23 protein-coding genes are annotated in these 22,603 nt (G+C 63.0%); 15 read left to right on the top strand and 8 right to left on the bottom strand.

Features of this window, described 5'->3' with window-relative positions; translation table 11 throughout:
• The first annotated feature begins 29 nt into the window (after positions 1–29).
• From QM996_RS28295 to QM996_RS28280, 4 genes are all read left to right on the top strand, one after another.
• Positions 30–308 (top strand): DUF2249 domain-containing protein, encoded by a 279-nt coding sequence (locus QM996_RS28295; RefSeq protein WP_500270414.1) that lies wholly within the window; start codon positions 30–32, stop codon positions 306–308.
• A 148-nt stretch (positions 309–456) separates the two neighbouring features.
• On the top strand, positions 457–1,836 hold the full coding sequence (locus QM996_RS28290; protein ID WP_334197180.1) for a hypothetical protein: 1,380 nt from the start codon (positions 457–459) through the stop codon (positions 1,834–1,836).
• The gene (locus tag QM996_RS28285) at positions 1,817–2,347 is read left to right on the top strand and encodes a DUF2249 domain-containing protein (protein WP_334197179.1); all 531 of its coding nucleotides are present in this window, start codon (positions 1,817–1,819) and stop codon (positions 2,345–2,347) included. The genes QM996_RS28290 and QM996_RS28285 overlap by 20 nt, the downstream gene beginning before the upstream one ends.
• Positions 2,334–2,660: a metal-sulfur cluster assembly factor gene (locus tag QM996_RS28280; protein WP_334197178.1), complete on the top strand. Its 327-nt coding sequence runs from the start codon at positions 2,334–2,336 to the stop codon at positions 2,658–2,660. The genes QM996_RS28285 and QM996_RS28280 overlap by 14 nt, the downstream gene beginning before the upstream one ends.
• 66 nt (positions 2,661–2,726) lie before the next feature.
• On the opposite strand, the gene QM996_RS28275 is transcribed toward QM996_RS28280, so the two are convergent.
• Positions 2,727–3,950 (bottom strand): NnrS family protein, encoded by a 1,224-nt coding sequence (locus QM996_RS28275; protein WP_334197177.1) that lies wholly within the window; start codon positions 3,948–3,950, stop codon positions 2,727–2,729.
• Between the two features lie 340 nt (positions 3,951–4,290).
• Between QM996_RS28275 and nirK the strand changes: the two genes are divergently transcribed.
• The 3 genes from nirK to QM996_RS28260 all read left to right on the top strand — a co-directional run bounded on the left by nirK (position 4,291) and on the right by QM996_RS28260 (position 7,374).
• On the top strand, positions 4,291–5,427 hold the full coding sequence (nirK, locus tag QM996_RS28270) for a copper-containing nitrite reductase (protein ID WP_334197176.1): 1,137 nt from the start codon (positions 4,291–4,293) through the stop codon (positions 5,425–5,427).
• 100 nt (positions 5,428–5,527) lie between these two features.
• A complete protein-coding gene (locus QM996_RS28265) occupies positions 5,528–6,445 on the top strand; it encodes an SUMF1/EgtB/PvdO family nonheme iron enzyme (protein ID WP_334197175.1) in 918 nt (305 codons plus the stop codon).
• Positions 6,446–6,675: 230 nt separating this feature from the next.
• Positions 6,676–7,374, top strand: a complete 699-nt coding sequence (locus QM996_RS28260; protein ID WP_334197174.1) for a Crp/Fnr family transcriptional regulator — start codon at positions 6,676–6,678, stop codon at positions 7,372–7,374.
• A 32-nt stretch (positions 7,375–7,406) separates the two neighbouring features.
• On the opposite strand, the gene QM996_RS28255 is transcribed toward QM996_RS28260, so the two are convergent.
• Positions 7,407–8,210: a class I SAM-dependent methyltransferase gene (locus tag QM996_RS28255; RefSeq protein WP_334197173.1), complete on the bottom strand. Its 804-nt coding sequence runs from the start codon at positions 8,208–8,210 to the stop codon at positions 7,407–7,409.
• Positions 8,211–8,316: 106 nt separating this feature from the next.
• On the opposite strand from QM996_RS28255, the gene QM996_RS28250 reads away from it, so the two are divergent.
• From QM996_RS28250 to QM996_RS28235, 4 genes are read left to right on the top strand one after another with little or no spacing between them, the layout of a single operon-like run.
• A complete protein-coding gene (locus QM996_RS28250) occupies positions 8,317–9,450 on the top strand; it encodes an ABC transporter substrate-binding protein (RefSeq protein WP_334197172.1) in 1,134 nt (377 codons plus the stop codon).
• A 51-nt stretch (positions 9,451–9,501) separates the two neighbouring features.
• Positions 9,502–10,647: an ABC transporter substrate-binding protein gene (locus QM996_RS28245; RefSeq protein ID WP_334197171.1), complete on the top strand. Its 1,146-nt coding sequence runs from the start codon at positions 9,502–9,504 to the stop codon at positions 10,645–10,647.
• The gene (locus QM996_RS28240) at positions 10,644–11,714 is read left to right on the top strand and encodes a FecCD family ABC transporter permease (protein WP_334197170.1); all 1,071 of its coding nucleotides are present in this window, start codon (positions 10,644–10,646) and stop codon (positions 11,712–11,714) included. Before QM996_RS28245 ends, QM996_RS28240 begins: the two co-directional genes overlap by 4 nt.
• A complete protein-coding gene (locus QM996_RS28235; RefSeq protein ID WP_334197169.1) occupies positions 11,708–12,460 on the top strand; it encodes an ABC transporter ATP-binding protein in 753 nt (250 codons plus the stop codon). Before QM996_RS28240 ends, QM996_RS28235 begins: the two co-directional genes overlap by 7 nt.
• A 58-nt stretch (positions 12,461–12,518) precedes the next feature.
• On the opposite strand, the gene QM996_RS28230 is transcribed toward QM996_RS28235, so the two are convergent.
• The 5 genes from QM996_RS28230 to QM996_RS28210 all read right to left on the bottom strand — a co-directional run bounded on the left by QM996_RS28230 (position 12,519) and on the right by QM996_RS28210 (position 18,829).
• Positions 12,519–13,805, bottom strand: a complete 1,287-nt coding sequence (locus QM996_RS28230; RefSeq protein ID WP_334197168.1) for a sugar MFS transporter — start codon at positions 13,803–13,805, stop codon at positions 12,519–12,521.
• A gap of 215 nt (positions 13,806–14,020) precedes the next feature.
• Positions 14,021–15,067, bottom strand: coding sequence for a glutathione synthetase (locus QM996_RS28225; RefSeq protein ID WP_334197167.1), 1,047 nt, complete (start codon positions 15,065–15,067; stop codon positions 14,021–14,023).
• A gap of 69 nt (positions 15,068–15,136) precedes the next feature.
• Positions 15,137–17,023, bottom strand: a complete 1,887-nt coding sequence (locus QM996_RS28220; RefSeq protein WP_334197166.1) for a peptidase MATCAP family protein — start codon at positions 17,021–17,023, stop codon at positions 15,137–15,139.
• Positions 17,020–17,844, bottom strand: a complete 825-nt coding sequence (locus tag QM996_RS28215; RefSeq protein WP_334197165.1) for an N-formylglutamate amidohydrolase — start codon at positions 17,842–17,844, stop codon at positions 17,020–17,022. Before QM996_RS28215 ends, QM996_RS28220 begins: the two co-directional genes overlap by 4 nt.
• Before the next feature lie 91 nt (positions 17,845–17,935).
• Positions 17,936–18,829 carry a LysR substrate-binding domain-containing protein gene (locus tag QM996_RS28210; RefSeq protein ID WP_334197164.1) on the bottom strand — a complete coding sequence of 298 codons (894 nt, stop codon included), beginning with the start codon at positions 18,827–18,829 and terminating at the stop codon, positions 17,936–17,938.
• A 106-nt stretch (positions 18,830–18,935) separates the two neighbouring features.
• Here QM996_RS28210 and QM996_RS28205 point away from each other — a divergent pair, with 106 nt between their 5' ends.
• From QM996_RS28205 to QM996_RS28195, 3 genes are all read left to right on the top strand, one after another.
• Entirely contained in the window at positions 18,936–19,130 is a 195-nt protein-coding gene (locus QM996_RS28205; protein ID WP_334197163.1) for a hypothetical protein, read from the top strand.
• 275 nt (positions 19,131–19,405) lie between these two features.
• The gene (locus tag QM996_RS28200; RefSeq protein ID WP_500270413.1) at positions 19,406–19,618 is read left to right on the top strand and encodes a hypothetical protein; all 213 of its coding nucleotides are present in this window, start codon (positions 19,406–19,408) and stop codon (positions 19,616–19,618) included.
• 52 nt (positions 19,619–19,670) lie between these two features.
• Positions 19,671–20,267, top strand: coding sequence for a nitroreductase family protein (locus tag QM996_RS28195; protein ID WP_334198698.1), 597 nt, complete (start codon positions 19,671–19,673; stop codon positions 20,265–20,267).
• Positions 20,268–20,319: 52 nt separating this feature from the next.
• Here the strand turns inward: QM996_RS28195 and QM996_RS28190 are convergent, their stop codons facing one another.
• Positions 20,320–20,637 carry a potassium channel family protein gene (locus tag QM996_RS28190; RefSeq protein ID WP_334198697.1) on the bottom strand — a complete coding sequence of 106 codons (318 nt, stop codon included), beginning with the start codon at positions 20,635–20,637 and terminating at the stop codon, positions 20,320–20,322.
• Positions 20,638–20,926: 289 nt separating this feature from the next.
• Between QM996_RS28190 and QM996_RS28185 the strand changes: the two genes are divergently transcribed.
• Complete coding sequence (locus tag QM996_RS28185) at positions 20,927–22,603, top strand: SulP family inorganic anion transporter (RefSeq protein ID WP_334197162.1); 1,677 nt, start codon at positions 20,927–20,929, stop codon at positions 22,601–22,603.

Below are 22,603 nucleotides of genomic sequence, written 5' to 3'. Positions count from 1 at the left end.
AGCAACGACGGCGACTAGAGCGGATGACCATGAGCATTGCAGAGACCGACAAGCCCTTCATCGACGTGCGGACGATCCCGCCGGTGGAGCGCCATCCCAAAATCTTCGGCATGTTGAACGCGCTTGCCGAGGGCGGTGCCTTCATCATCATCAACGATCATGACCCGCGTCCGCTGCACTACCAGTTGGAAACGCGTTATCCGGGCGAGTTCACCTGGGAATATCTTGAGCAAGGACCTGATGTCTGGCGTGTGGAAATCGGCCGGCAACAATCCTCCGGCTGCGAATGCTGCTGCGGCGGGCACTGAGTCCCGTCGGTGCGCCTCAAGAGCGGGATGAAGAAAAATCTGTGCGGTCTTCCGCTCACATCCCGCTCTAACTTACGAGAATCGATCACGTCTATTGGTTTTTGATCGGCTCGGCCAAAACCCATCGTGATCTAGGGGATGAACCGCCATGTTCGCAGCCACGCTATCCCGCTGGACGATGTCCTATTTCGCGGCCGCGCTGATCTTCCTCGTCCTTGGCGAGATCATGATGGTTCTCGGCTACGGCTACCCGGTCTCGGCCCTTGAGGCGCCGGAAACGCTGACGCTCGTCCATATCGTTGTCTTGGGCTGGTTGAGCTTGCTGATGACCGGTGCGTTGCTGCAATTCGTGCCGGTTCTCGTCGGCCGGCCGCTGTCCTTCCCCAGCGTCGCCCTACCGGCACTCCTGTTGCTCATCGGCGGCATCGCCAGCCTGACGCTCGGCTTCGTCAGCCTCTCGGGCACGATCTATCTTCCGGTGACGCTGCTTCCTCTCGGAGCCGCGTTCTCGATTGTCGGGTTCTCAGTGCCTGGCTTCGCCTTCGCGGCGACACTCTGGCATGCGCGCCCGCTGCCGCTTCCCGCCCGCTTTGTCGCGGTCGGTCTCGCTGCGCTCTTCGCCACGATGCTGCTCGGCGGCGTCTATGCCTGTGTACTCTCGGGCTTGATCGATGCGGAAGGCGCGATCGACCTGACGATCGACGGGCTGTCGCTTCATGCTTCCCTGGGCCTTTGCGGCTGGTTGAGCTTCACCACCATGGGCGTCAGCTACCGGCTTTTGACCATGTTCATGCTGTCGCCGGACAAGGAACGCGCAAGCAGCCGGCTAGTCTTCGTGCTCGGTACGCTTTGTCTCGGCCTTCTGGCCGCAGCGGTCCCTGTCATTCTCGTGGGCACATTCGGCCGTGTGCCGCTTCTCATCTTTGCCGTCGCTTCCGGCGCTGCGCTGGTGGCGATCTATGTCGGCGATATCCTGCGCATCTATCGGGAGCGCCGACGCAAGGCGATCGAGCTCAACAGTCGCGCCAGCATCGGTGCCTTCGCATCTCTGATCGCCGCGACCGTGCTGTTCGTGGCGCTGTTGGCAGTCGGGCCGCTCGATGCGGGCACCGGAGCCGTCACCTATCTCGTCGCCTTCGGCTGGCTGACCGGCATGGGGCTCGCCCAGCTCTATAAGATCGTGCCGTTCATGACCTGGCTCGAATGTTACGGGCCGGCGCTCGGGCGCATGCCGACTCCCAGGGTTCAGGATCTCGTCACCGAGACCTCGGCCCTTCGCTGGTTCCGGCTCTATTATCTGACGGTCGCGCTCGGCACTGTCGCCCTGCTGCTGGGCAATGCCATTCTTTTTCGCTTTGCGAGCTTTGGCCAATTGATTGCCGTCAATGCGCTCATCCTCGAGTTCGTGCGAACACGGCGACTGATCAACGTTCCGGCCGAACTTCGATTGCCTGGAGGACTCGTTCGACCAGGCCTGTTTCTGCCATCCATTCCTCACGGAGGTTCCCATGAGCCAAGATCCCTTTGAACTCGACGTCCGGCCGCTTTTGCACGGCGGCAGCGATCCGTTCCAGGCCATCATGAATGCCGTCGATAGCCTTGCGCCGGGCCAGGCGTTGAAGCTGATCGCGACCTTCCGTCCCGTTCCGCTCTTCAGCGTCATGGCCGGGCGTGGTTTCACCCACCAGGACTGCCAGCTCGATAACGGCGACTGGGAGGTTCTGTTCACGCCCGAAGGCGAGGTCGACGAGATCCGACTTTCGGCAGGCGAAACGGATGTCGATACCTGGCCCGACCCGAGCCGCCAGCTTGACCTGACCGAGCTCGATCCGCCCGAACCGATGGTGCGCATCCTGGCGACGGCCGAGAAGATGGCGGAGGGCGAGGTGCTGTTCGCCTTGCTCGCCCGTGAACCGCTGTTCCTTTACCCGGAGCTCGCAAAGCGCGGGCACAAGTGGGCCGGCAATTTCGATGCGACCGGCGAGACCTACCGCATCCTCATTCGCATTGGCGGGAGGCGTTCCCATGTCGGCGCCTGAAACCCTGGATCTCGAAGCGAAGATCCGCGATGCGCTGCGCATCATCATCGACCCGGAAATCGGCAAGAACGTCGTTGATCTCGGCCTGATCTATGACATCGAAGTTCAGGAAGGCGGTATTGCCCGCGTGACCATGACAACGACGATCAAGGGCTGCCCGGCGACGGCCTTCCTCAAGGAAGCTGTGCAGAACTGCGTCTGGTATGTGCCGGGCGTCGAGTACGCCGAAGTGCGCCTGACCTACGAGCCGCCCTGGACCCCTGAGATGATGGCCGACGGCGCGGTCGAATTCGCGCACGGCAGCATCTTTTGAGAGTGGTCTTGCAAGAAAAAAGGCGCCGCTGATCCGGCGCCTTTGCATTGAGGATCGACCGCGCGGTCAGGATGAGGCACGCGGCGATCGGCGATCGCACACGAGCATCGGTCCGTATTCGAGCGTGAACAGCGCGAAGGCGGCGATCCACAACACGCCCGACAGCGCGATCAGGTGCTGGTAGTGTGCGGGAAGTACGTCTGCCAGCGGCCGGGTCAGTGCCGCGGCCATGATCGCGACATAGGAGGCGCTGGTGAGCGCCGAGCCGACCAGCGGCCGTCCGGTGTGGCCGCGGCTGGCGCGGGTCATGACGGCGAGCATCATCGACGCGATCACGCCGACCGTCAGCACGTGCATTACCGGATATTCGCCCAGGAGTTCGATCGCGCCGGCTGATATCGCCAGGAAGCCAAGCGGCACGAAGGCGTAAGCCGCGTGCAGCACGAAGAGCAGCTTTTCCGGCCAGGTCGCCAATCCGCGCCAGCGGAACAGCCGCACCGTATGGAAAGCGCAAGCGACGAGCGCGATCGCCCCGGTGACGATGTGAACAGGCGCGAAGGTCCAGGCGGCAAGCGCCGCGACGCCGATCAGGATCGCCGCCGTGTCGAAGCGGTTATAGGGCACCGGGAAATTGGTGCGCCCCACCTTGTTCAGCCAGTTGCGCGTGAAACTCGGCACGATGCGTCCGCCGACGATCATGATCAGCATGGTGTAGGCACCGATCGCCAGTCGCGCTGCGGCATCCTCATCGAGGTCTCGGAGCACCGAAAGATGGAACCAGATATTGGCGGCGGACAGGAGCACCAGCCCGCCGATGACCTTTAGGTCCTTCCACTTCCGGCCGACGATCACCTCGCGCGCGCAGATCAGCAGGAGCACCGGCAGGAACAGCGCTTCGATACCCGCGGCGGCGGGCAGGCCGATGACACCGCTCGACAGCAGCGCGACCCGACCGGCGACCCAGAACCCGAAGAGGGCGGCGAGCGGGCGACCGGAAACCGGCAGCCTGCCGGTCCAGTTCGGGATCGCCGTCAACAGGAAGCCGCCGAGCACGGCGGAGGAGAAGCCGAACAGCATTTCGTGAGCGTGCCAATGGGCGGCGCCGTAGTTGCCGGCAAGGTTGAGCCCGAGAATCAATGCGGAGATCCAGAGTGCCATGGCGCCGATCGCCCAAAGGGTGGCGCCCAGAAAGAACGGCCGGAAACCGTAGGAGAAGAGTACCGGGCCGGTGGTCGAGAGCCCGCGCGGAATGCCGCCGCTCGGTTTCGGTCTTATGAGTCTGTCCAACATGATCATCGTCCTCGTCGTGCGTGCTTGCGGACTTGCGGATGAGGCTTGATCTATCAATGGCTTCGCAGGCGCTCTTTGCGAAAACGCAAGTATCGTTACCCCGCTTCGCCATGTGTGTTCATGCGGCGGTAAAGAAATGCGCTCTCCGCGAAAGGATTTGTTCCAAGACAAAGACGCGATTCGTCTCTGGTTCTACTTCTCTTGTGACTGCTGGGGGACCGGTGGTCGAGACCGGAGGTGAGGCCGCCCAAGTCGGCGTCGCCCACCCTAACTCGTTGAATACAGGCGTGTTTCGCAGAAGGCCAATCCCGGCCGCTGGAGTGCGTCGAAGGAGAGCAAGATGACTGAACAACTTCAGATGACCCGCCGGACGATGCTTGCCGGTGCTGCCCTGGCGGGGGCGGTTGCGCCGCTTCTCCATACCGCGCAGGCTAAGGCGGCCGGCGCCGCCACGGCAGCGGGTGCTGCCCCCGTCGATGTCTCGACCCTGCCGCGCGTGAAGGTCGATCTCGTCAAGCCGCCTTTCGTGCATGCCCACGAGCAGGTCGCCAAGACCGGACCACGCGTCGTCGAATTCACCATGACGATCGAGGAAAAGAAGCTGGTGATCGACCGTGAGGGCACCGAGATCCACGCGATGACCTTCAACGGCTCGGTGCCGGGCCCGCTGATGGTCGTGCATGAGAACGACTATGTCGAGCTGCGGCTGATCAACCCGGCGACCAACACGCTGCTGCACAACATCGACTTTCACGCCGCGACCGGCGCTCTGGGCGGTGGCGCGCTGACCCAGGTTAACCCGGGCGAGGAGACGACGCTTCGCTTCAAGGCCACCAAGCCCGGCGTCTTCGTCTACCATTGCGCGCCTGAAGGCATGGTGCCCTGGCACGTCACCTCGGGCATGAACGGCGCCATCATGGTGCTACCGCGTGAAGGCCTGAAGGACGAAAAGGGCCAGCCGCTGACCTATGACAAGATCTACTATGTCGGCGAGCAGGATTTCTACGTGCCGAAGGACGAGGCCGGGAACTACAAGAAATACGAGACCCCCGGCGAAGCCTATGAAGATGCGGTAAAGGCGATGCGCACGCTGACCCCGACCCACATCGTCTTCAACGGCGCGGTCGGCGCGCTGACCGGCGACAATGCCCTGACCGCGGCCGTGGGCGAGCGCGTGCTTGTCGTCCATTCGCAGGCCAACCGCGATACGCGGCCGCACCTGATCGGCGGACATGGTGACTATGTCTGGGCAACCGGCAAGTTCCGCAATCCGCCGGAGCTCGACCAGGAAACCTGGCTCATTCCTGGCGGAACCGCGGGCGCTGCCTTCTACACCTTCCGCCAGCCGGGTGTGTACGCCTATGTCAACCACAACCTGATCGAGGCGTTCGAACTGGGTGCTGCCGGCCACTTCAAGGTCACCGGCGAATGGAACGACGACCTCATGACGTCGATCGTCAAGCCGGCGTCGATGTAGCCTGAAGCAAGGTAATCGTGGGGCTGCGGTCTCAGCGACCCCACACGCGAACACAAGGGCACGCGCCTGCCAGCGCGTGCCGTTTCCCCGGAGACCTCCCATGCCCAGCAAAAAGAAATCTGCGGTTTCGCTCCTGTCGCTCGCAGCGCCGGCCGTCCTTCTGGCCGCAATCGGCGGCGTGCTTTCGGCGAAGGTGGGGCTGTTCGACGATCTCAAGGACGGCGTCGACCTGTCGGTCAAGGCGCCGGTGACCGTGACGATCGCGCCGCGTGAAATGAGCTATCGGGCAGAGGGACACTTCCTGAAGAACGGTTTTGCCGTTGATGCGCCCATCGTCGTCGCAGCGCTTAAAGAACCGCTCGAGATCATGAAATACCAAGTGACGCGTCAGGACTATGAACGCTGCGTTGCCGACGGCGCCTGCCAGCAGCCGGAAGGCGGCCATGGCGCAAACCTGTCGGGTGTGCCGATGACCGGAGTCAACTATACCGACGCGACTGAATATGCTGCGTGGCTGACGAAGAAGACCGGTGTGGTCTGGCGCCTTCCGACCGATCAGCAATGGGCCTTTGCCGCCGGTTCCAAATTTCCAGACGATGCGCTGGGGATCGACGGCACCAAGGACAATCCGGCGCTGCGCTGGCTGGCGGACTACGAGCGCGAAGCGAGCCGGCAGCGCGCAGAGAACCCGATGCCGCAGCCATCGGGCGCTTTCGGCGAAAACGAGTATGGGGTCGCAGACCTGGACGGCAATGTCTGGGAATGGACCGAGACCTGCCACCGCCGCGTCACCATAGGCGAAGACGGCGAGGTACTGAAAGAGTCTCCGGCCTGTGGCATCTTCGTCGTTAACGGCAAGCACCGGGCGTCAATGAGCTTCTTCATCCGTGACCCGAAAAGCGGCGGCTGCGCCGTCGGCGTACCGCCGGATAATCTCGGCTTTCGGCTGGTGCGCGACGGTCGCTGGTATTCGGGTTTCCTCTATGCCTTCGAACGCCGGCTCCAGGGTGCTGGGTGAGATGGCGCGGCCGGTAGAGCCGCCAGGGCTCTCACGCCTCAGCCGGCATAGGTTCCGATACATGCTTTTGCCCTTGGGTCGTCGCCGGTCCAGGGGCAAAAACATGTGACAATCGAGGTGCTGCCGCGACCCTTTGTGCGTCTGACCGGTCGTGCGGCGCTCTGGTCCTTTTGCACGGTCCTGGGCTGTGCTAGATCAGGGCAACTCAAACGGCAGGATGTAGGGCCAAAGTGGCTGCACTCGATCGCACACTCGTCAAATCGCTCCCTCTGTTCCAGAAGATGAGCGATCCGGAACTGGATTCGCTGCTGACGCGCGCCACGGTGCGGCGCGTTCCGCAGAACGAAGCGGTGTTCGAACAGGGTGCGACAGCCGATTTCTTCTTCCTGCTGCTGCATGGCCGACTGAAGGTGACCCAGGTCACCAAGGACGGACAGCAGATCATCGTCCGGGTCGTCAATCCTGGCGATCTCTTCGGCTTTGCCCGTGCGCTCCAGCGCAGCGACTACCCGGGAACCGCGACGGCGGCGACCGAGAGCCTGGTTCTCGCCTGGCCGACGGAGCTCTGGAACGTCTTCGTCGAGAAGAATCCCCACCTCGCCGTCAATGCCATGCATACGATCGGCCAGCGTCTCGACGAGGCGCATACCCGTATCCGCGAAATGTCGACGGAAGAGGTCGAGCGCCGCGTCGCCCACACGGTGCTGCGGCTGGCCGAGCAAGCCGGCAAGCCCGATGGTGGCGGTATCCGCATCGATTTCCCGATCTCGCGCCAGGATATCGCTGAGATGACGGGAACGACGCTGCATACGGTCTCGCGCATCCTCAGCGCCTGGGAAGGCCAGGGCCTCGTCCAGGGCGGTCGCCAGAAGCTGACGCTCAAGGACATTCCAGGTCTGCGGCGTCTCGCCGAACGCGTCGGCGGCTAGATTTCGGATGCTTCGGCGGATTGACGGAACGGCTACGGTTTTGCGGCGCGAATGGCGTAGCGGTGCTGTGACTGCCGCGCCAGACCTTTGAAGACATTCCAGTTCCTCGCCTGGGCGCGATGGATCTCACCAAGATCGGTATCGACCTTGATATCGACAAATCCGGCCCTCCGCAGAAGATCCACGACAGCCTCGGCGCGCGCGCCCTCGGAGAAGTGAACACGCGAGAGAATGCTGCGATGCGTCGCCATCATCTGTGATGAGCCGCTCGGCGTTTCCGACCTGAACACGCCGAGGCGTTGTCCCCAGGCGCTGAGTTTCGAGAACAACCGCTCAAGCGCGCTGGAATTTACAAAGTCGCCATCGACGATCAGCAGCGTTCCGCCCGGCTTGAGAACGCGAAGCCACTCCGCGAAGGCCGCGGCCGGATCGACGAGCGTCCAGACGAGATGCCGGTTGACGAGGACATCGTAGTGGTCATCGGGTTCCATGGTGTTTTCGGCATCACCCAGACCGAAGCGGATGGAACGACCCCGCTTGCGGGCCTTTTCACGGGCGCGTTCGAGCATCGGCTCGGCCCAGTCCAGGCCCTGCACCTTGAAGCCGAGATCGTCGAGCAGGTGCGAGATGACGCCGGTGCCGCTCGCAAGATCCAACGCGCTGCGGCCGGAGCCCGGTCCGAGATGACGTAGAAGCAGCCTGTGCCAGGCCGCGCGCTCGTCCTCCGAGAAGATCTCGTGTCCTGGCGACAGATCGAAGGTCGCGGCGCGCTCCGACCAATAGGCCTTGATTTCATCTCGCAGGCTGTAGTTCTGCCGATCCGTTACATCGCTCATATCGATACCGCTCGCCCCTGTTTGGAGGCGTTCTAAAAGATAAATGTTGACTAATAAAGTCATGAAACATTAGATCGCGTCGATTTTCCCAGCGGAGCAGAAAACAATGCAGCTTTTCAACAGGGTGGCCGCGGCCGCCACGGGCTTTTGCGTGCTTTTTTCAACGGCAGCCTTCGCTGATGTCGTGACGTTGAAAGATGTCACGGGTCGCGACGTCGAGGTCAATGTGCCGGTCGAGCACCTCATCCTCGGTGAAGGGCGCCAGATCTATTTCCTCGGCGCCCTTGACCGCGACGACCCGTTCAAGCGCGTCGTCGGCTGGCGCGACGACCTGGCGAAGGCGGATCCTGAAAGCTACGCCGCCTATCTCGCGAAATATCCTGACATCGCCAAGTTGCCGACTTTCGGCGGCATGAAGGACGGGACCTTCGACATCGAGCAGGCGGTGGCGCTGAAGCCCGATGTCGTCTTGATGAATGTCGATGCCAAGACGGCGACGGAAGAGGCCGGCTACATCGAAAAGCTCGCCAAGGTTGGCATCCCGCTCGTCTATGTCGACTTCCGCGAAAAGCCGATGGAAAACACCGAACCGAGCATGCGTGTGATGGGCAAGCTTCTCGGCAAGGAAGAAAAGGCCGAAGAGTTCATCACGTTCCGCGCCGAGAACATCGCCAAGGTAACCGACGTGCTGGCGAAGGCCAATCCGAAGAAGCCGCTCGTCTTCGTAGAGCGGGCCGGCGGTTACTCCGACGATTGCTGCATGTCCTTCGGCGACGAGAATTTCGGCAAGATGGTCGAATTCGCCGGCGGCGTGAACATGGCGAAGGACATCATTCCCGGCACCTTCGGCACGGTCAATCCGGAGCAGATCATCGCCGCAAACCCGGAGCAGATCATCATCACCGGCGGCAACTGGCAGGGTTATGTGCCGGGCGGTGCCTGGGTCGGCGTCGGCTACGGTGCCGATGAAAAGGAAGCCGCCCGCAAGCTCGAAAACCTCACCAGGCGCCCGGCCTTTACCGGCGTGCAGGCGGTCAAGGACGGCCAGGTCCATGCCATCTGGCACCAGTTCTACAACAATCCCTACCAGTTCGTCGCGATCCAGCAGATTGCCAAGTGGCTGCATCCCGACCTCTTCGCCGATCTCGACCCGGAGGAGACGTTCAGGGAGTTGCACGAGCGTTTCCTGCCGCTTCCTTACAAAGGTGGCTACTTCGTTTCGCTGACGACCAGCAAGTAAGTGCATCGGCGGCTGGCGGGACGGGGACCGCCGGCGCCGCGATCGAAAGGTATGAGAATGTCGATCTTCAGGAAAATCGCGTCCGCGATGATTGCTGCGGTCGTGTTAGCGGCTCTGCCGGCGGCGGCTTCGGATATCGTCGACGTCACCGGCCGTCGAGTCGAAATGGCGCTTCCCGCCAAGCGGATACTCCTTGGCGAGGCGCGACAGATTCACATCGCCGCGGCGCTGAAGGGGGAGCACGTCTTCGATACGATCGTCGGCTGGCGTGACGATCTCATCAAGAAGGATCCGGATTCCTACGCCGCGTATGTCGAGCGGTTCCCCGAGATCGAGAAACTGCCGCGCTTCGGCTATATCCCGACGGGGGATTTCAGCCTCGAAGCGGCCATTGCGCTCAAGCCTGACGTGTTGACGCTGAACCTCGAAGCGCGAGATGCGGTTGAGGAATCTGGCTTCATCGAAAAGGCCGCGGCTGCCGGGATTGCCGTCGTCTATGTCGATTTCCGCGTCGATCCGGCGGCCAACAGCGAGAAATCCGTCGAAATCCTCGGCCAGCTCTTTGGCGCCGAAGCAAGGGCGCGCGAATTCATCGAGTACCGCAACGCCCAGATCGCGCTGGTGACCGACCGCCTGGCCAAGGCCGGGGCGATTGCGCGTCCGAAGGTGTTCATCGAACGCTCGCCCGGCATCACCGGCGAATTCGCCTGCTGCCGAACCTTCGGTCCGGCCAATTTCGGCGAGATGGTGGAAAAGGCCGGCGGCCACAACATCGGTTCGGACGTCATCAAGGGCACCTTCGGTGACCTCAATCCCGAGCAACTCATCGTCAGCGATCCGGACCATGTCATCATTACCGGCAGCAACTGGTCGGCGGAGTCCGATCTCAACCAGTTCGTCAGCGTCGGCCGCGGCGCCGATGCAGCAGCGGCTGAGGAGCGGCTGCGCGGCCTGATGCAGCGCCCGGGCTTCCCCGGACTGAAGGCGGTGAAGGAGGGCAACGTTCATGCAGTCTGGCACCAGTTCTACGGTGCGCCCTACGAGTTCGTCCCGATTCAGCAATTCGCCAAATGGTTCCACCCGGAACTTTTTGACGACATCGATCCGGATCGGACCTTCCGCGAGTTTCATGAGAAGTTCCTGCCGGTGACTTATCGCCCGGGTTACTTCGTATCGCTTGAGAAGGGGGGTGAATGATGGTTGCCTTGACCGACCATATTTCCGGCATTGCGGGACGAGGGCGCTACCGCGCCCTCGTTCTGCGCCGTCTGGTGCTGATCTTCTGTCTCATCGGCGCGCTTTTTGCATCGGTCGCAGTCGACATGGCGCTCGGGCCCGCAAACTATCCGCTCACCGACGTGCTGACGGCGCTGTTTCGGCCTGAGACGGTGAGCGACCAGCTTCGGGTGGTGATCTGGGACATCCGCATGCCGATCGCGCTAATGGCGGTGACGGTGGGCGCCTCGCTGTCGGTCGCGGGTGCACAGATGCAGACGATCCTCGCCAATCCGCTCGCAAGCCCGTTCACGCTCGGCATTTCCGCCGCTGCCGGTTTTGGCGCGGCCCTCGGCCTCGTTGCCGGCATCGCGGTCTTTCCGGTCGCAGTCCAATACATGGTGCCGATCAACGCCTTCCTGATGGCGATGCTGGCGGCACTCTTCATCCATTTGGCCTCCACCATGCGCGGCGTCACGGTGGAAACGATCGTGCTGCTCGGCATCGCGCTCGTCTTCACCTTCAATGCCGCGCTGTCGCTGCTCGAATATCTCGCCTCCGAACAGGCACTGGCCGCAGTCGTCTTCTGGACGATGGGCAGCCTCACCAAGGCAACTTGGCCGAAGGTCTGGATCACCGGCGCCGTACTACTTTTCGCCGTGCCGCTCTTTGCACGGCACGCCTGGGCCCTAACGGCGCTTCGGCTCGGCGACGACAAGGCGGCGAGCTTCGGCATCAATGTTCGCCGGCTAAGGCTTGAAGCGATGATGACGGTGAGCCTGCTTGCGGCGATTCCGGTTTCCTTCGTCGGCACAATCGGCTTCGTCGGCCTCGTCGCGCCGCACATCGCCCGGATGCTGGTCGGCGAAGATCAGCGCTTCTTCCTTCCCGCCTCGGTTCTGTGCGGCGCGCTCTTGCTCTCGGTCACCTCCGTCGTCAGCAAGATGTTGATTCCGGGTGCCGTGCTGCCGATCGGCGTCATCACCGCGCTGGTCGGCGTGCCCTTCTTCTTCGTGCTGATTTTCACCAACAGGAGGCGCGCATGGTAAGCCTGACGCTGGAAAAAGTCGGCGCGACCTATGGCCGGCGAACCGTGCTGTCCGACGTCAATACCGGCGTGCTCAGAGGCGGCGGCCTGACGGCGGTGATCGGTCCGAATGCGGCCGGCAAGTCGACGCTGTTCAAGCGCATCGCAAGCCTGACGTCCGGGCCCGGAACCGTCCATCTGTCCGACACCGCCAAGGGAGCCGAGGGCATCTGCTACATGCCGCAGGATACCGGCGCCAATGCCGTGCTCACGGTCTATGAATCGGTTCTGCTGTCGGCCAAGCAGGGCTCCGGCTGGAAGGTGAAGGACAGCGAGCTCTCGGAGATCGATCGGGTGCTTTCAGAACTGCGGATCGCCGATCTCGCTTTTCGCGGCCTCGGCGAACTCTCTGGAGGCCAGCGCCAGCTCGTCTCCATTGCCCAGGCCCTGGTGCGTAAGCCCGAAGTGCTGTTGATGGACGAGCCGACCTCGGCGCTCGATCTCTTCCGCCAGATCGAGGTGCTCGGCTTCATGAAACGCCTGTCGGCGCAATCGGGAATGGCGGCGCTGATCGCGCTGCACGACCTGAACCATGCGCTGCGCTATTGCGACGATACAATCGTCATCAGCGGCGGTTCGGTGCTGGCGAGCGGCCCGACCCATGAGGTCATCACTGCGGACATGCTGCGCTCCGTCTACCGCGTCGAGGCGCGTGTCGAGGCTTGCTCGATGGGGCGTCCTGTCGTCATCGTCGACGAGTCGCTGTAGGCGCTATTCCGGCAAAAGGCACTTCGCCGCCGCGGCGGCGAAGTGCGGATTCTCATAATCAGGTCGGCCTGTGCCCCTTCAAGCCGTAGAAGGCGATATAGGCATAGCAGGCGACGGGCATCAGGAAGGCGAGATGGATGCCGACCGTGTCGGCAAGCCCGCCTTGGATCAGCGGCAGGAGTGCGCCGCCGACGATCGCCAGGCACAGGACGCCGGAGCCCTGGCTCGTGTATTTCCCGAGACCGTAGAGCGCCAGGCTGAAGATCGTCGGGAACATGATCGAATTGAAGAACCCGATCGCCAGGACCGACCACATGGCAATGCTGCCGCCGGCAAAGACGGTGAGGAGCAGCAGCACGATCGCTGCGACCGCATTGAAGGCGAGCGCCTTGCCGTCGTCGACGAAACGCATCGCAACCGCGCCGATGAACCGGCCGACCATCGCTCCGCCCCAGAAATACATCACATAGTGGGCGGCGTCGGCTTCCGAGAGGCCGGCAATGTCGGGCTGGTTCAGGAAGTTGACGAGGAAGCTGCCGATGCTGACCTCCGCGCCGACATAGACGAAGATGCCGATCGCACCGAGAACAAGATGCCGATAGTGCCAAGCCGACTTGCCGTCGGTAATCGGCTCGATCTCGTCATGTACTTCGACGGTCGGCAGCTTCAGGGCGGCGAAAAGCGCCGCAAGCAGCAGGAAGGCGGCGGCAAGGAGCAGGTAGGGCATCTTGACCGCGCTCGCTTCCGCGAGCCTTAGAGCATCGAGTTGCTCCGGCGTCGCGTCAGCGGTCGCGACGACCGCAGCCGACAGGATCAGCGTCGCGCCGAACATCGGGGCGAGCGTGGTGCCGAGGGAGTTGAAGGCCTGGGTCAGCGTCAGGCGGCTTGCGGCCGTGTCCGGCGGACCAAGCACGGTCACATAGGGGTTGGCCGAGACCTGCAGCAGCGTGATGCCGCTCGCCAGCACGAAGAGAGCGCCGAGGAACAGCACATAGATGCGATAGCTTGCCGCCGGCACGAAGAGCGCGCAGCCGACTGCGGCGATGACGAGACCGAGCACGATCCCCCATTTGTAGCTTATGCGCTTGACCAGCGCGCCGGCAGGAAGCGAGACGATGAAATAGGCGCCGAAGAAGCAGAACTGGATCAGCATCGACTGCGTGTAGTTGAGCGAAAAGACGTTCTTCAGATGCGGGATCAGAATGTCGTTCAGGCACGTGATGAAGCCCCACATGAAGAACAGTGAGGTGAGCGCGAAGAGGGCAAATCGATAGCCCGTGGCGTCCGATGACGCGGATGAGACCGCGCGCGCGGGCTCAGAGCCCTTGGTGATGATACCTGCCAATGGTTTAACCTCATGATGTCGTTGACGCCGGAGCTTGGGCCTTGGGAGGACGTCCAATTGGACGCGCCGGCGGCAGCTGGTGATCTTCGCTTGGGAGCACGAAGATACCCAGGCTGCGCGGCGCTTATACCGCGCGAGCGGGGTTTTGACAGCGCGAAAGGCAGGATTTCCCCGATCGCCGGGCAGGTGGAACTCCCGCGGGCACCGAGTGCAGGTCAGAGGGTAGCAAGCTCGCGATTGGAAAGGGTGCCGCCGTTGGCTCGCTTGATGTCGAGCTTCTGTTCAAGCGCCGCCACGATATCCTCACTGAAATCGATCGAGGTAAGCTCGGCGATCTCGGGCAGGGCCCCGGGGGTAAAGACATTCACCTCGACGAGCTTGTCGCCGACCACGTCGAGTCCGACAAGGAACATGCCGTCGCGCACCAGCTTGGGACGCATCTGTTCGGCGACGGTAAGCATTTCGGGCGTTATCACCGCGGCGATCGGCCTGCCGTTGACATGCATGTTGGACCGCAGTTCGCCGTCCGCCGGAACGCGTCGAACCGCGGCATAGATATCGCCGCGTTTGAGCGGCCGGCCGTTCATCAGGAACAGCCTGACATCCCCTTCGGTCGCTGCCGGCAGATATTCCTGTGCGATCACATAGCCCATCTCGGAGACCACCTCGAAGATCTGGTTGAGGTTCGTCTCGTGGCTGGAACTGACCTTGAAGACGTTCTTGCCGCCGGAGCCTTGCAACGGCTTGAGGATGACGCCCCCGGGGTGCTCGTCGACAAAGGCCTTTATCTCCTCGATGTGCTTCGAGATCAGCGTGGTCGGCCGAACGATTTCGGGGAAGTCCTGGAGATAGAGCTTGTTCTGCGCCCGTGCCAGGCCGTCGGGGTCGTTGACGACGATCGTGCCGCGTTCGGCTGCAAGTCGTCCGAAGATGACGCCGGCGTGGGCCGCCCAGGAGCGAGGGCCGGTGTCTTCCGACGGATCGCTTCTGAGAAACAGAACCTGGATTTCGGCAATGTCCAGGATGTCGCGCCGTGTGGCGCCACTTCGCAGCGCGGCGATGAAGGCCTCGGCCTTGCGCGGCTTCGCCGAAGCGAGGCTCAGAGCGTGGATCGTCAGCCGGCCATCGGGCCTCAGGGTGAAGTCGCCAGGCGTGACGTAGGCAATCTCGTGGCCGCGGGCGAGCGCTGCAAGCGCCAGCGACGTCGTCGCGTAAAACGTCTCTTCACCCTCGATCGAGTTGACGAGAAAGGCGATGCGCATCCGGTTTCCTAGCGGTCCGACTCCGACATATGCTGAAATCTCAGTGCGTTCATCTGAACGCACGGCGCTTTAGTCTGCGACCATGTCGAGCGGGGTCATTCCCCTCTCGGCTCGCTGAAGCCGGTCGCGCGCTTTGACGTCATCGAGAAAAATAGGGCGAATGGCCGCGGCACCAAGGAGGCCGCGCAAATTGAGTTCCTGGATTGCGCCGAAATGCGATGCGGCGATCTTGCCCATCCAGAAGGGTTCGAGATTGCCGCCGTCGGCGAGGTGGTCGAGAAGCTGCAGCAGGCCGCGCATGTAGATCGCGTCCTTGACCAGTCCGCCGCCGCGATAGATGCGCAGCGTAATGTTGAAGGCCTCGGCGGTGCCGAAACCGTGGTCGTCGACGAGCAGCCGGTAGGTGTCCGGAAACTCGGCGCCGTCCAGCAGGGCCGCGCAGCCGACCACTCTCGCCGCAAGCACCCGCAGCCGATCCGCTGTCATGCCGGCGCTCAAGTATTCGGCGAAAACGGCGAGCCCTTCCTGCATGCCCTCGTAGCCTGCGAGGCCGGAGCGCAGAATCCTGAGGCCCTGTGCCGAGCCGTTGAAGTAGGTCAGCAGGTGCACGCCCACTTCATGGTTGAGCAACGCCTCGACGCGGTCGGCGTCGAGTGCCGAGCTTCGGGCGATCAGCAATTGGCCACGCGAGACGAGCAGGCCGGCCGGCAGGTCGTCGCGAATTTCGGCGGACGCGGTGAAATCGGGCGATTGGCGCCGATAGGCTGATATCATCGCCTGCGCACGCTCCCTTATGTAGTCGCAGCCGCGCTTGTCGCCGGATGTCAGCGACGTGTCCCCATCCGTGGCGGTTTTCGCAAGGACGTTGGAAGCGGCGTCGAGAAGCTCGTCTTCGACCGGGCCGTAGAGTGCGCGACCGAGTTCGACGAACTTGCGGGTCTCGCGGGCGGAAATCATCGAGAGCTGGAGATCGATCTCCTGCTGCTTCTCGCGATAGAGGGCGTAGAGCAGTGGATCTTCAAGGTGCTCGAAATTGAGGGTGAAGAGTTTGCGCTTGGCCGTTTCGATCTGCAGGGTCAGCGGGCGATAGTAGAGGCGGGGGCTGCGCGAAAAGCCGCTCGACGCGAACTCAGCCCAGGCGGTCTCGGCGTTGATCGGCGTTACCGCGAGCAGGAAATCGAAGCTGGAGGCGATGTCGTCCATGCCGCGGTCGGCGCGCACGACCGCGTCGACGAAGGCCTTCCGGCCAAGGGCACGGTGCGTCGGTATCCGGAAGTCGTCAGACCTGGCGCGGGCGAAGGCTGTGATGGCCCGAAGGCCGGCATCGAAGACGCTTGCGACCAGCCGCTCGCGCAATTGCGGATAGATGCGGCGGGTGCCGGGCTCGCAATAGATCGGCGCGAAGCGTACGGTGAGATGAGGATAGTCGATCGCCAGGGATTTCCGCTGTGCGGTCGCATCCGGTTTTCGCTCGACGAGCGTCACATGGGGCGTTCGGAATTTTCCTTCGATCGTTGCAGCTGTCTCGATCAGTGCTTTCGCAGCAACCTGCTCGGCGCCGGTCGTCCCGGCGACAACCTCGATCAGGAACGGCGGCAGGAAAGGCGCGTCCTTGGCGGGCGGATCGTCGCTTTCGAGTTCCGCAAATTCGAGAACGATGAACATGCCCAGTCGTTCTTCGATCACGTGGCCGACCCGTTCGATAACGGCGGCGGCGATATCGACGCTTGGCGCCAGCAGATAGGCGGCATTCGCCTGGGCGATGTCGCGGGCGACCGGCTGCTGCTGTTGCTCGGCGGCAATATGAACGCACAGGAAGGGAAGCAGGCGATCGATGTGCAGTCGTCCACCCTCGCCGAAGTCCCGTCGCACGGCACGACCATTCTTCAGTCGGACAATGGCTTCATCAAGCCACTCCGATCCAGGACCGGCGAGCATGGGTGTCCGGTCCGTCATCGCTGCCTCGCGAGCGCCTCGGTCAGGACCGGAGCGAGCGATCCGACCAGTGTGCGCAGCGACCGCAGCGCTTCGAGATCCGGCTTGCCGGTCCATTCGTCCATGAAGGTTTTCTTAAACTCGATCGCGATCGCGCAGCCGGTATCGGGAAAGTGCTCGTGGATGAAACGCGTCTGTTCCCCGCGTCCCTGGAAGGCGATGTTCTCGCGCACATCCATCGGCTGGCCGGTGATGGTGGTGGCGCTAACGGCCGATATCAGCGTGTCGATGACGTCGGCCCATTTGTCGCGGTCCATGGACGAGGTTCCGATATTGACCTCGGGCGCTTCGGCGCTGTCGGCCGGTTCGGCCTCGGGCCCCTGACGTCGATGGTTGTAGCTGTGTACGTCAAGAACGATGAAATGTCGGTGGCGGCGCTCGATTGCCGTCAGCATCGACCGTAGCATGGCATAGTATTCGTCATGAAGGGCAAGCGAGGCCTCGATCAGCTCCGCCGATGGCGGCTCCCGCCAGACGGAAAGGCCCCAAGCCTGAGCCGGCTGGAGATAGACCGCGCCGGGACGAGCACGGTTGATGTCGACTTCGAAGCGGGATCGATGGACGACAATGCGGTTGGCGAGATCCCGGATGATGAACTCGGTGAACGGGTCCTCCTCGCGCAGCCTTTGCTCGTCCGTCAGGGCCACCAGCGCCCGGGCGTCGCTGCGCATGGCATGCCCGTTGTGGATCGCGGTGCCGACGATCGGTCCATCGCCGCGATGGACAGTCCACCAGGCGTTCTCAGTGGCTGAACGGAACTCTTCCGTCGGCGCGCGTTGCATGGTCGCTCCCGTGTACCCCGTTATGGGCGCTTCGGGAATGCAACTCCTGGGCATGCCCGAGAGTTCCGGAACGAGGCAAAAATGTTTGGGCTCAGGTCGCTGCGAGCTCGCCCAGGATCCATTGACGGAAGGCGCTGATCTTCGACGAATTGCGCCGCGTTTCCGGGTAGACCAGCCAATAGGCCTGGTCGTCGTTACAGAGGAGATCGAAGGGCTGGACGAGGCGCCCATCGGCTAATTCCGCGGCAAAGAAGGCGGGCGTCAGGATTGCGACGCCCTGGCCGGCCGTCGCGGCGTTGCCCTCATAGACCTGTGCGCCCATGCTTGCGCCGGGACGGCTCGAGAGGCCCTCGGCCGGCACATTTGCGGCCATAAACCACTTGGCCCACCAGGGGTCGCCCGGATCGAGCAGCGGCAGACGCAGGAGATCGGCCGGTTCTTTCACCCCGCCGATGCTTGCGGCGAGGCTCGGGCTGAGCATGGGGGTGAAATCGGCGTTGATGAGCCGGTGTGCTGCAAGCCCCGGCCAGTCGCCGCTGCCTGAGCGAATGCCGATATCGACCTCTTCGCGGCTGAAGTCGACCAGGTGGGGCTCGGTTTGAAGGCGGACGGCAAGCGAGGGGTGGGCGATCTGGAAGGAGCCAAGGCGCCGCGCCAGCCAGTTGGAGGCGAAGGTGGCGATCGTGCTGATCACCAGCGTTCCCTGGGCGCCGCCGCGCGCCGTCACGTAGGCTTCGCTGAGCTGCTCGAAGGCTTGCGTCACGGCGGGCGCGAGCCGTTGCCCCACTTCGGTCAGAGCGATCTGGCGCGGTCGGCGCAAAAACAGGGGTGCGCCGACACGATCCTCGAGAACCTTGATCTGATAGCTCACCGCCGCCTGGGTCATGCCGAGCTCGGTTGCGGCCTTGGTGAAGCTTCCATGCCGGGCAACCGCCTCGAAAACGCGTATCGCCGTCAATGGCGGGAGCGGAAGTGTCTTATGCATCAAATGGCCTTATGTATGGTGAGCGAAATTCGATTGGAAGGTGATGTGGTTCATAACCATTTTCAAGGTCCGTCCATTAGACGGATTGATGAAGAGGATGATGGCTATGACAACCATTCAAGTACGTAGTTTTTCGTCGACAAACGATTTTTCCGCGGGCTCCTGGCTGGCGCTTCTGTTCGCACGGAAGCGCCCGGTGCTCGATGTCGTCGACGTCAGGGACCTGTCGGATCATCTGAAGCGGGACATGGGCTTCCTCGATGGCAACCGCCCCGACGCGAAGGACCTGCCGACCGCTTGACGTCTCCCGACCTGGGCGAGCCTCCCATCGCCCAGGTCCACCCAGCCACAGGGTTGACAGCGTTGCCGGCAACCATCTCATCTCCCCGCCGCTTGCGCCTGCGGCATGAACCAAAGGCGGAGCAGTTTTTCACGTCTCGCCCGCTCTTTGGGTCAGAATTCCTTTAATCTACCATTTGTGTGGATAATCTCGGGGAAGCTCGGTCAGGAACCGGGCCGGACAGAAGCACCCTCCGGTCGGCGCGATTGCGGCGACTGGCTGAAACGAGGTCTGAGATGAGCATGCTGCGGCAATATGAGCGCTTGAGCGCAATCCGCGAAGTCTTGCAGGGACGGCTGGAACTGCACGAGGCGCGGGACTGTTTCGGTTTCGACGAGATCGAGGACGGAACGGCCAATGAGCTCAGGGACCGTATCGCCGAACTCTCCGATGAGATCTCGACCTTGAGAAGTCGTTGCGACCGATACGAAAGCTTCGGCCGCCAATGACCAACCCGAACGGTGGCAGCGCGTCGCCGATGAATGGACCATCCCCATGACATTGCATGTGAATTCACGTGTCGCGGACCACGCGATCAATCCGCTCTTCCTCGAACGCTGGTCGCCGCGGGCCTATTCCGCCGAAGAGATTTCCGAGGCCGCGCTGTTCGAAATCCTGGAGGCCGCCCGCTGGGCGCCATCCGCCTACAATGCCCAGCCCTGGCATTTCGTTTATGCCCGCCGTGGCGGGCGCGACTGGGAGAAGCTGCTCGGTCTTCTAAACGAGTTCAACCGCACTTGGGCAAAGGAGGCCTCGGCCCTCATCTTCGTGTTGTCGAAGACATCGCTGTTACCGCCCGGCGCCAGCGAAGAGGTGCCCTCCTACACCCATTCCTTCGATGCGGGCGCGGCCTGGGGTGCGCTCGCCCTGCAGGCGGCCCATTCCGGCTGGCAGGCGCATGGCATGGCAGGCATCGACTATGATCGCGCGCGGGCCGAACTCGAAGTGCCCAAAAACTTCCGGATCGAGGCAGCCGTCGCGATCGGCCGTCAGGGCGACAAGGCACTGCTGCCGGACGCCCTGAAGCAGCGCGAACAGCCGAGCCCGCGCAAGGCCCTCTCCGAGATCGTGTCCGAGGGGCGCTTCGTGGCCGGCTGAGCCGCGGCAGACTTGCACCGGAGAGCGGGCATGCATGGCCGGTTCGCTCTCCTCAGCGTTCGTCCATTTCATTCCTGCTGGTTGCATTCAGCGCCTGCACGCTGATGGCCGCGACGAGGCCCGTCAGGACGATGCCGGAAAAGCCGATCACCAGAGCCAGCAGCCGTGCGCTCAAGTGTTTCGGCGTGATGTCGCCGTAGCCGATCGTCAGGCCGGTAACGAAGGTGAAATAGAGAGCCTCATCGAGCCGCCAGTCCTCGATGCGGCCGATGACGACACCGGACCCGGTCATCACGATCAGGATCGCGGAGAAGATCGGCCACAGCACCTGAAGCTGCTGGTAAAGATTGGAGAAGAACAGGCGCCGCATTCTTTTCGAATGGCTCCTGCGATCAGATTCCGCCACGCAATCCTCCCTTTCGCCGGGCAGCAAACCCGTCCTGCCGACGATCCCGCTTCGCGTCTGTCGCCGGGATCCTCTCTCGGCTCCGCATCCGCCGTCGTCAAGATAGCCGCAAGTCGAGCAGCCTGCCAGCGCCTGCTTTGGGAGACCGGAAACCACATTCGATCTCCGGCTGAGGCGCTTCTTGCAACCGATTTGGCCCAGTGCTATCGCTTTAGAATTGCTTCATGAAAGCTTCTGTCAGAGGGCAGTCCGGATGGCATCGAACGAGCATTCGTCTGTCGGCGACGGTCGCGGTCTCACCGCGGGTTTGCGGCTCGATGTGATTGCAGGTCTCACGGCCGCTGCCGTGGTTCTGCCGAAGGCGATGGCCTATGCCACGGTCGCCGGCCTGCCTGTCAGTGTAGGTCTCTACACCGCCTTCGTGCCGATGATCGTCTACGCGCTTCTCGGCACCTCCCGGGTCCTGAGCGTCTCGTCGACGACCACGCTTGCGATCCTCGCCGGAACGCAGCTCGGCCTTGCCGTCCCGGATGGCGATCCCGGCAAGCTGATAACGGCAACCGCGACGCTGACGGCGATGACCGGCGGGCTTCTTATCCTCGCTTCGGTTCTCCGCTTCGGCTTCGTCGCCAATTTCATCTCCTCGCCGGTCCTGATCGGTTTCAAGGCCGGCATCGGCCTGGTCATCGTGCTCGATCAGGTGCCGAAGCTGCTTGGCCTTCACATCACCAAGGAAGGCTTCTTCCGGGATATCCTCAGCATCGCCAGCCACCTGCCGGAAACCTCGACGCTCACCTTGGCGATTGCGGCTGCCGCCCTGGTGGCGCTTCTGGCGATGGAACGGCTCTGGCCACATTCGCCGGCGCCGCTTCTGGCGGTGGCGGCGGGCGTTGCGCTCTCCTGGTTTGCCGGTCTCGAGGCGCTCGGCGTCTCCATCGTCGGCTTCATTCCGCAGTCGCTGCCCTCGATCACCCTGCCTAGCCTCGGTCTCGCCCGAGAGCTTCTGCCCGGTGCTCTGGGGATTGCACTGATGAGCTTCACCGAGACCATCGCCGCCGGGCGTGCATTTGCCGCTCCCTCCGACCCGCCGATCAGGGCGAACCGCGAGCTGCTGGCGACGGGCGCCGCAAACCTCGCCGGTGCCTTGTTCGGCGCCATGAGCGCCGGTGGCGGCACATCGCAAACCGCCGTCGTGCATGCCGTCGGCGGGCATTCGCAAGTGGCGTCGCTGGTCACTGCTGCGGCCGCGGCGGCGACCATGCTCGTCCTGGCGCCTTTGCTCGGCCTGCTGCCGCAGGCCGTCCTCGCGGCGATCGTCATCGTTTATTCGGTTGGGCTCATCAAACCGGCGGATTTCTGGTCGGTTCGCAAGGTCAGGCGGATGGAGTTTCAATGGGCGCTTGCGGCCTTCCTCGGTGTGCTGTTCTTCGGCACGCTCCAAGGCATCATCATCGCGATCATCCTGTCGTTCATCGGGCTGGCCCGCCAGGCTTCAGCACCGAAGGTGCATGTCGTCGGTCGCAAGCGCGGCACCGATCGGCTCCGGCCGCTGTCACCGGATCATCCTGACGACGAGACCTTTGAAGGCTTGCTGATTCTTCGGCCAGAGGGACGCCTGTTCTTTGCCAATGCCCAACAGGTGGCAGACCAGGCGCAGATGCTGGTCGCCAAGCACAAGCCCAGGGTACTCGTGCTCGACATGAGCCGCGTCTCCGACATCGAGTATTCCGCGCTGCAGATGATGATGGAAGGCGAGCGTCGCATCAGCGAACACGGGGTCACCGTGTGGCTGGCCGAGCTGAACCCGGACGTGCTCGCCTATGTGCGGGCCTCCGGCTTTGCCGACCAGCTCGGCCCCGATCGCCTGTTCGTCAACACCCGCACCGCCCTCCAGCACTACCTGGCGAGCGCCGCTCCCGCCGCGGCCTGA

Source organism: Sinorhizobium chiapasense, assembly GCF_045277575.1.
Lineage (GTDB): Bacteria > Pseudomonadota > Alphaproteobacteria > Rhizobiales > Rhizobiaceae > Ensifer > Ensifer chiapasense_A.
The sequence above is the reverse complement of the archived record's forward strand: the minus strand, read 5'-3'. Positions and strand labels throughout refer to the sequence as shown.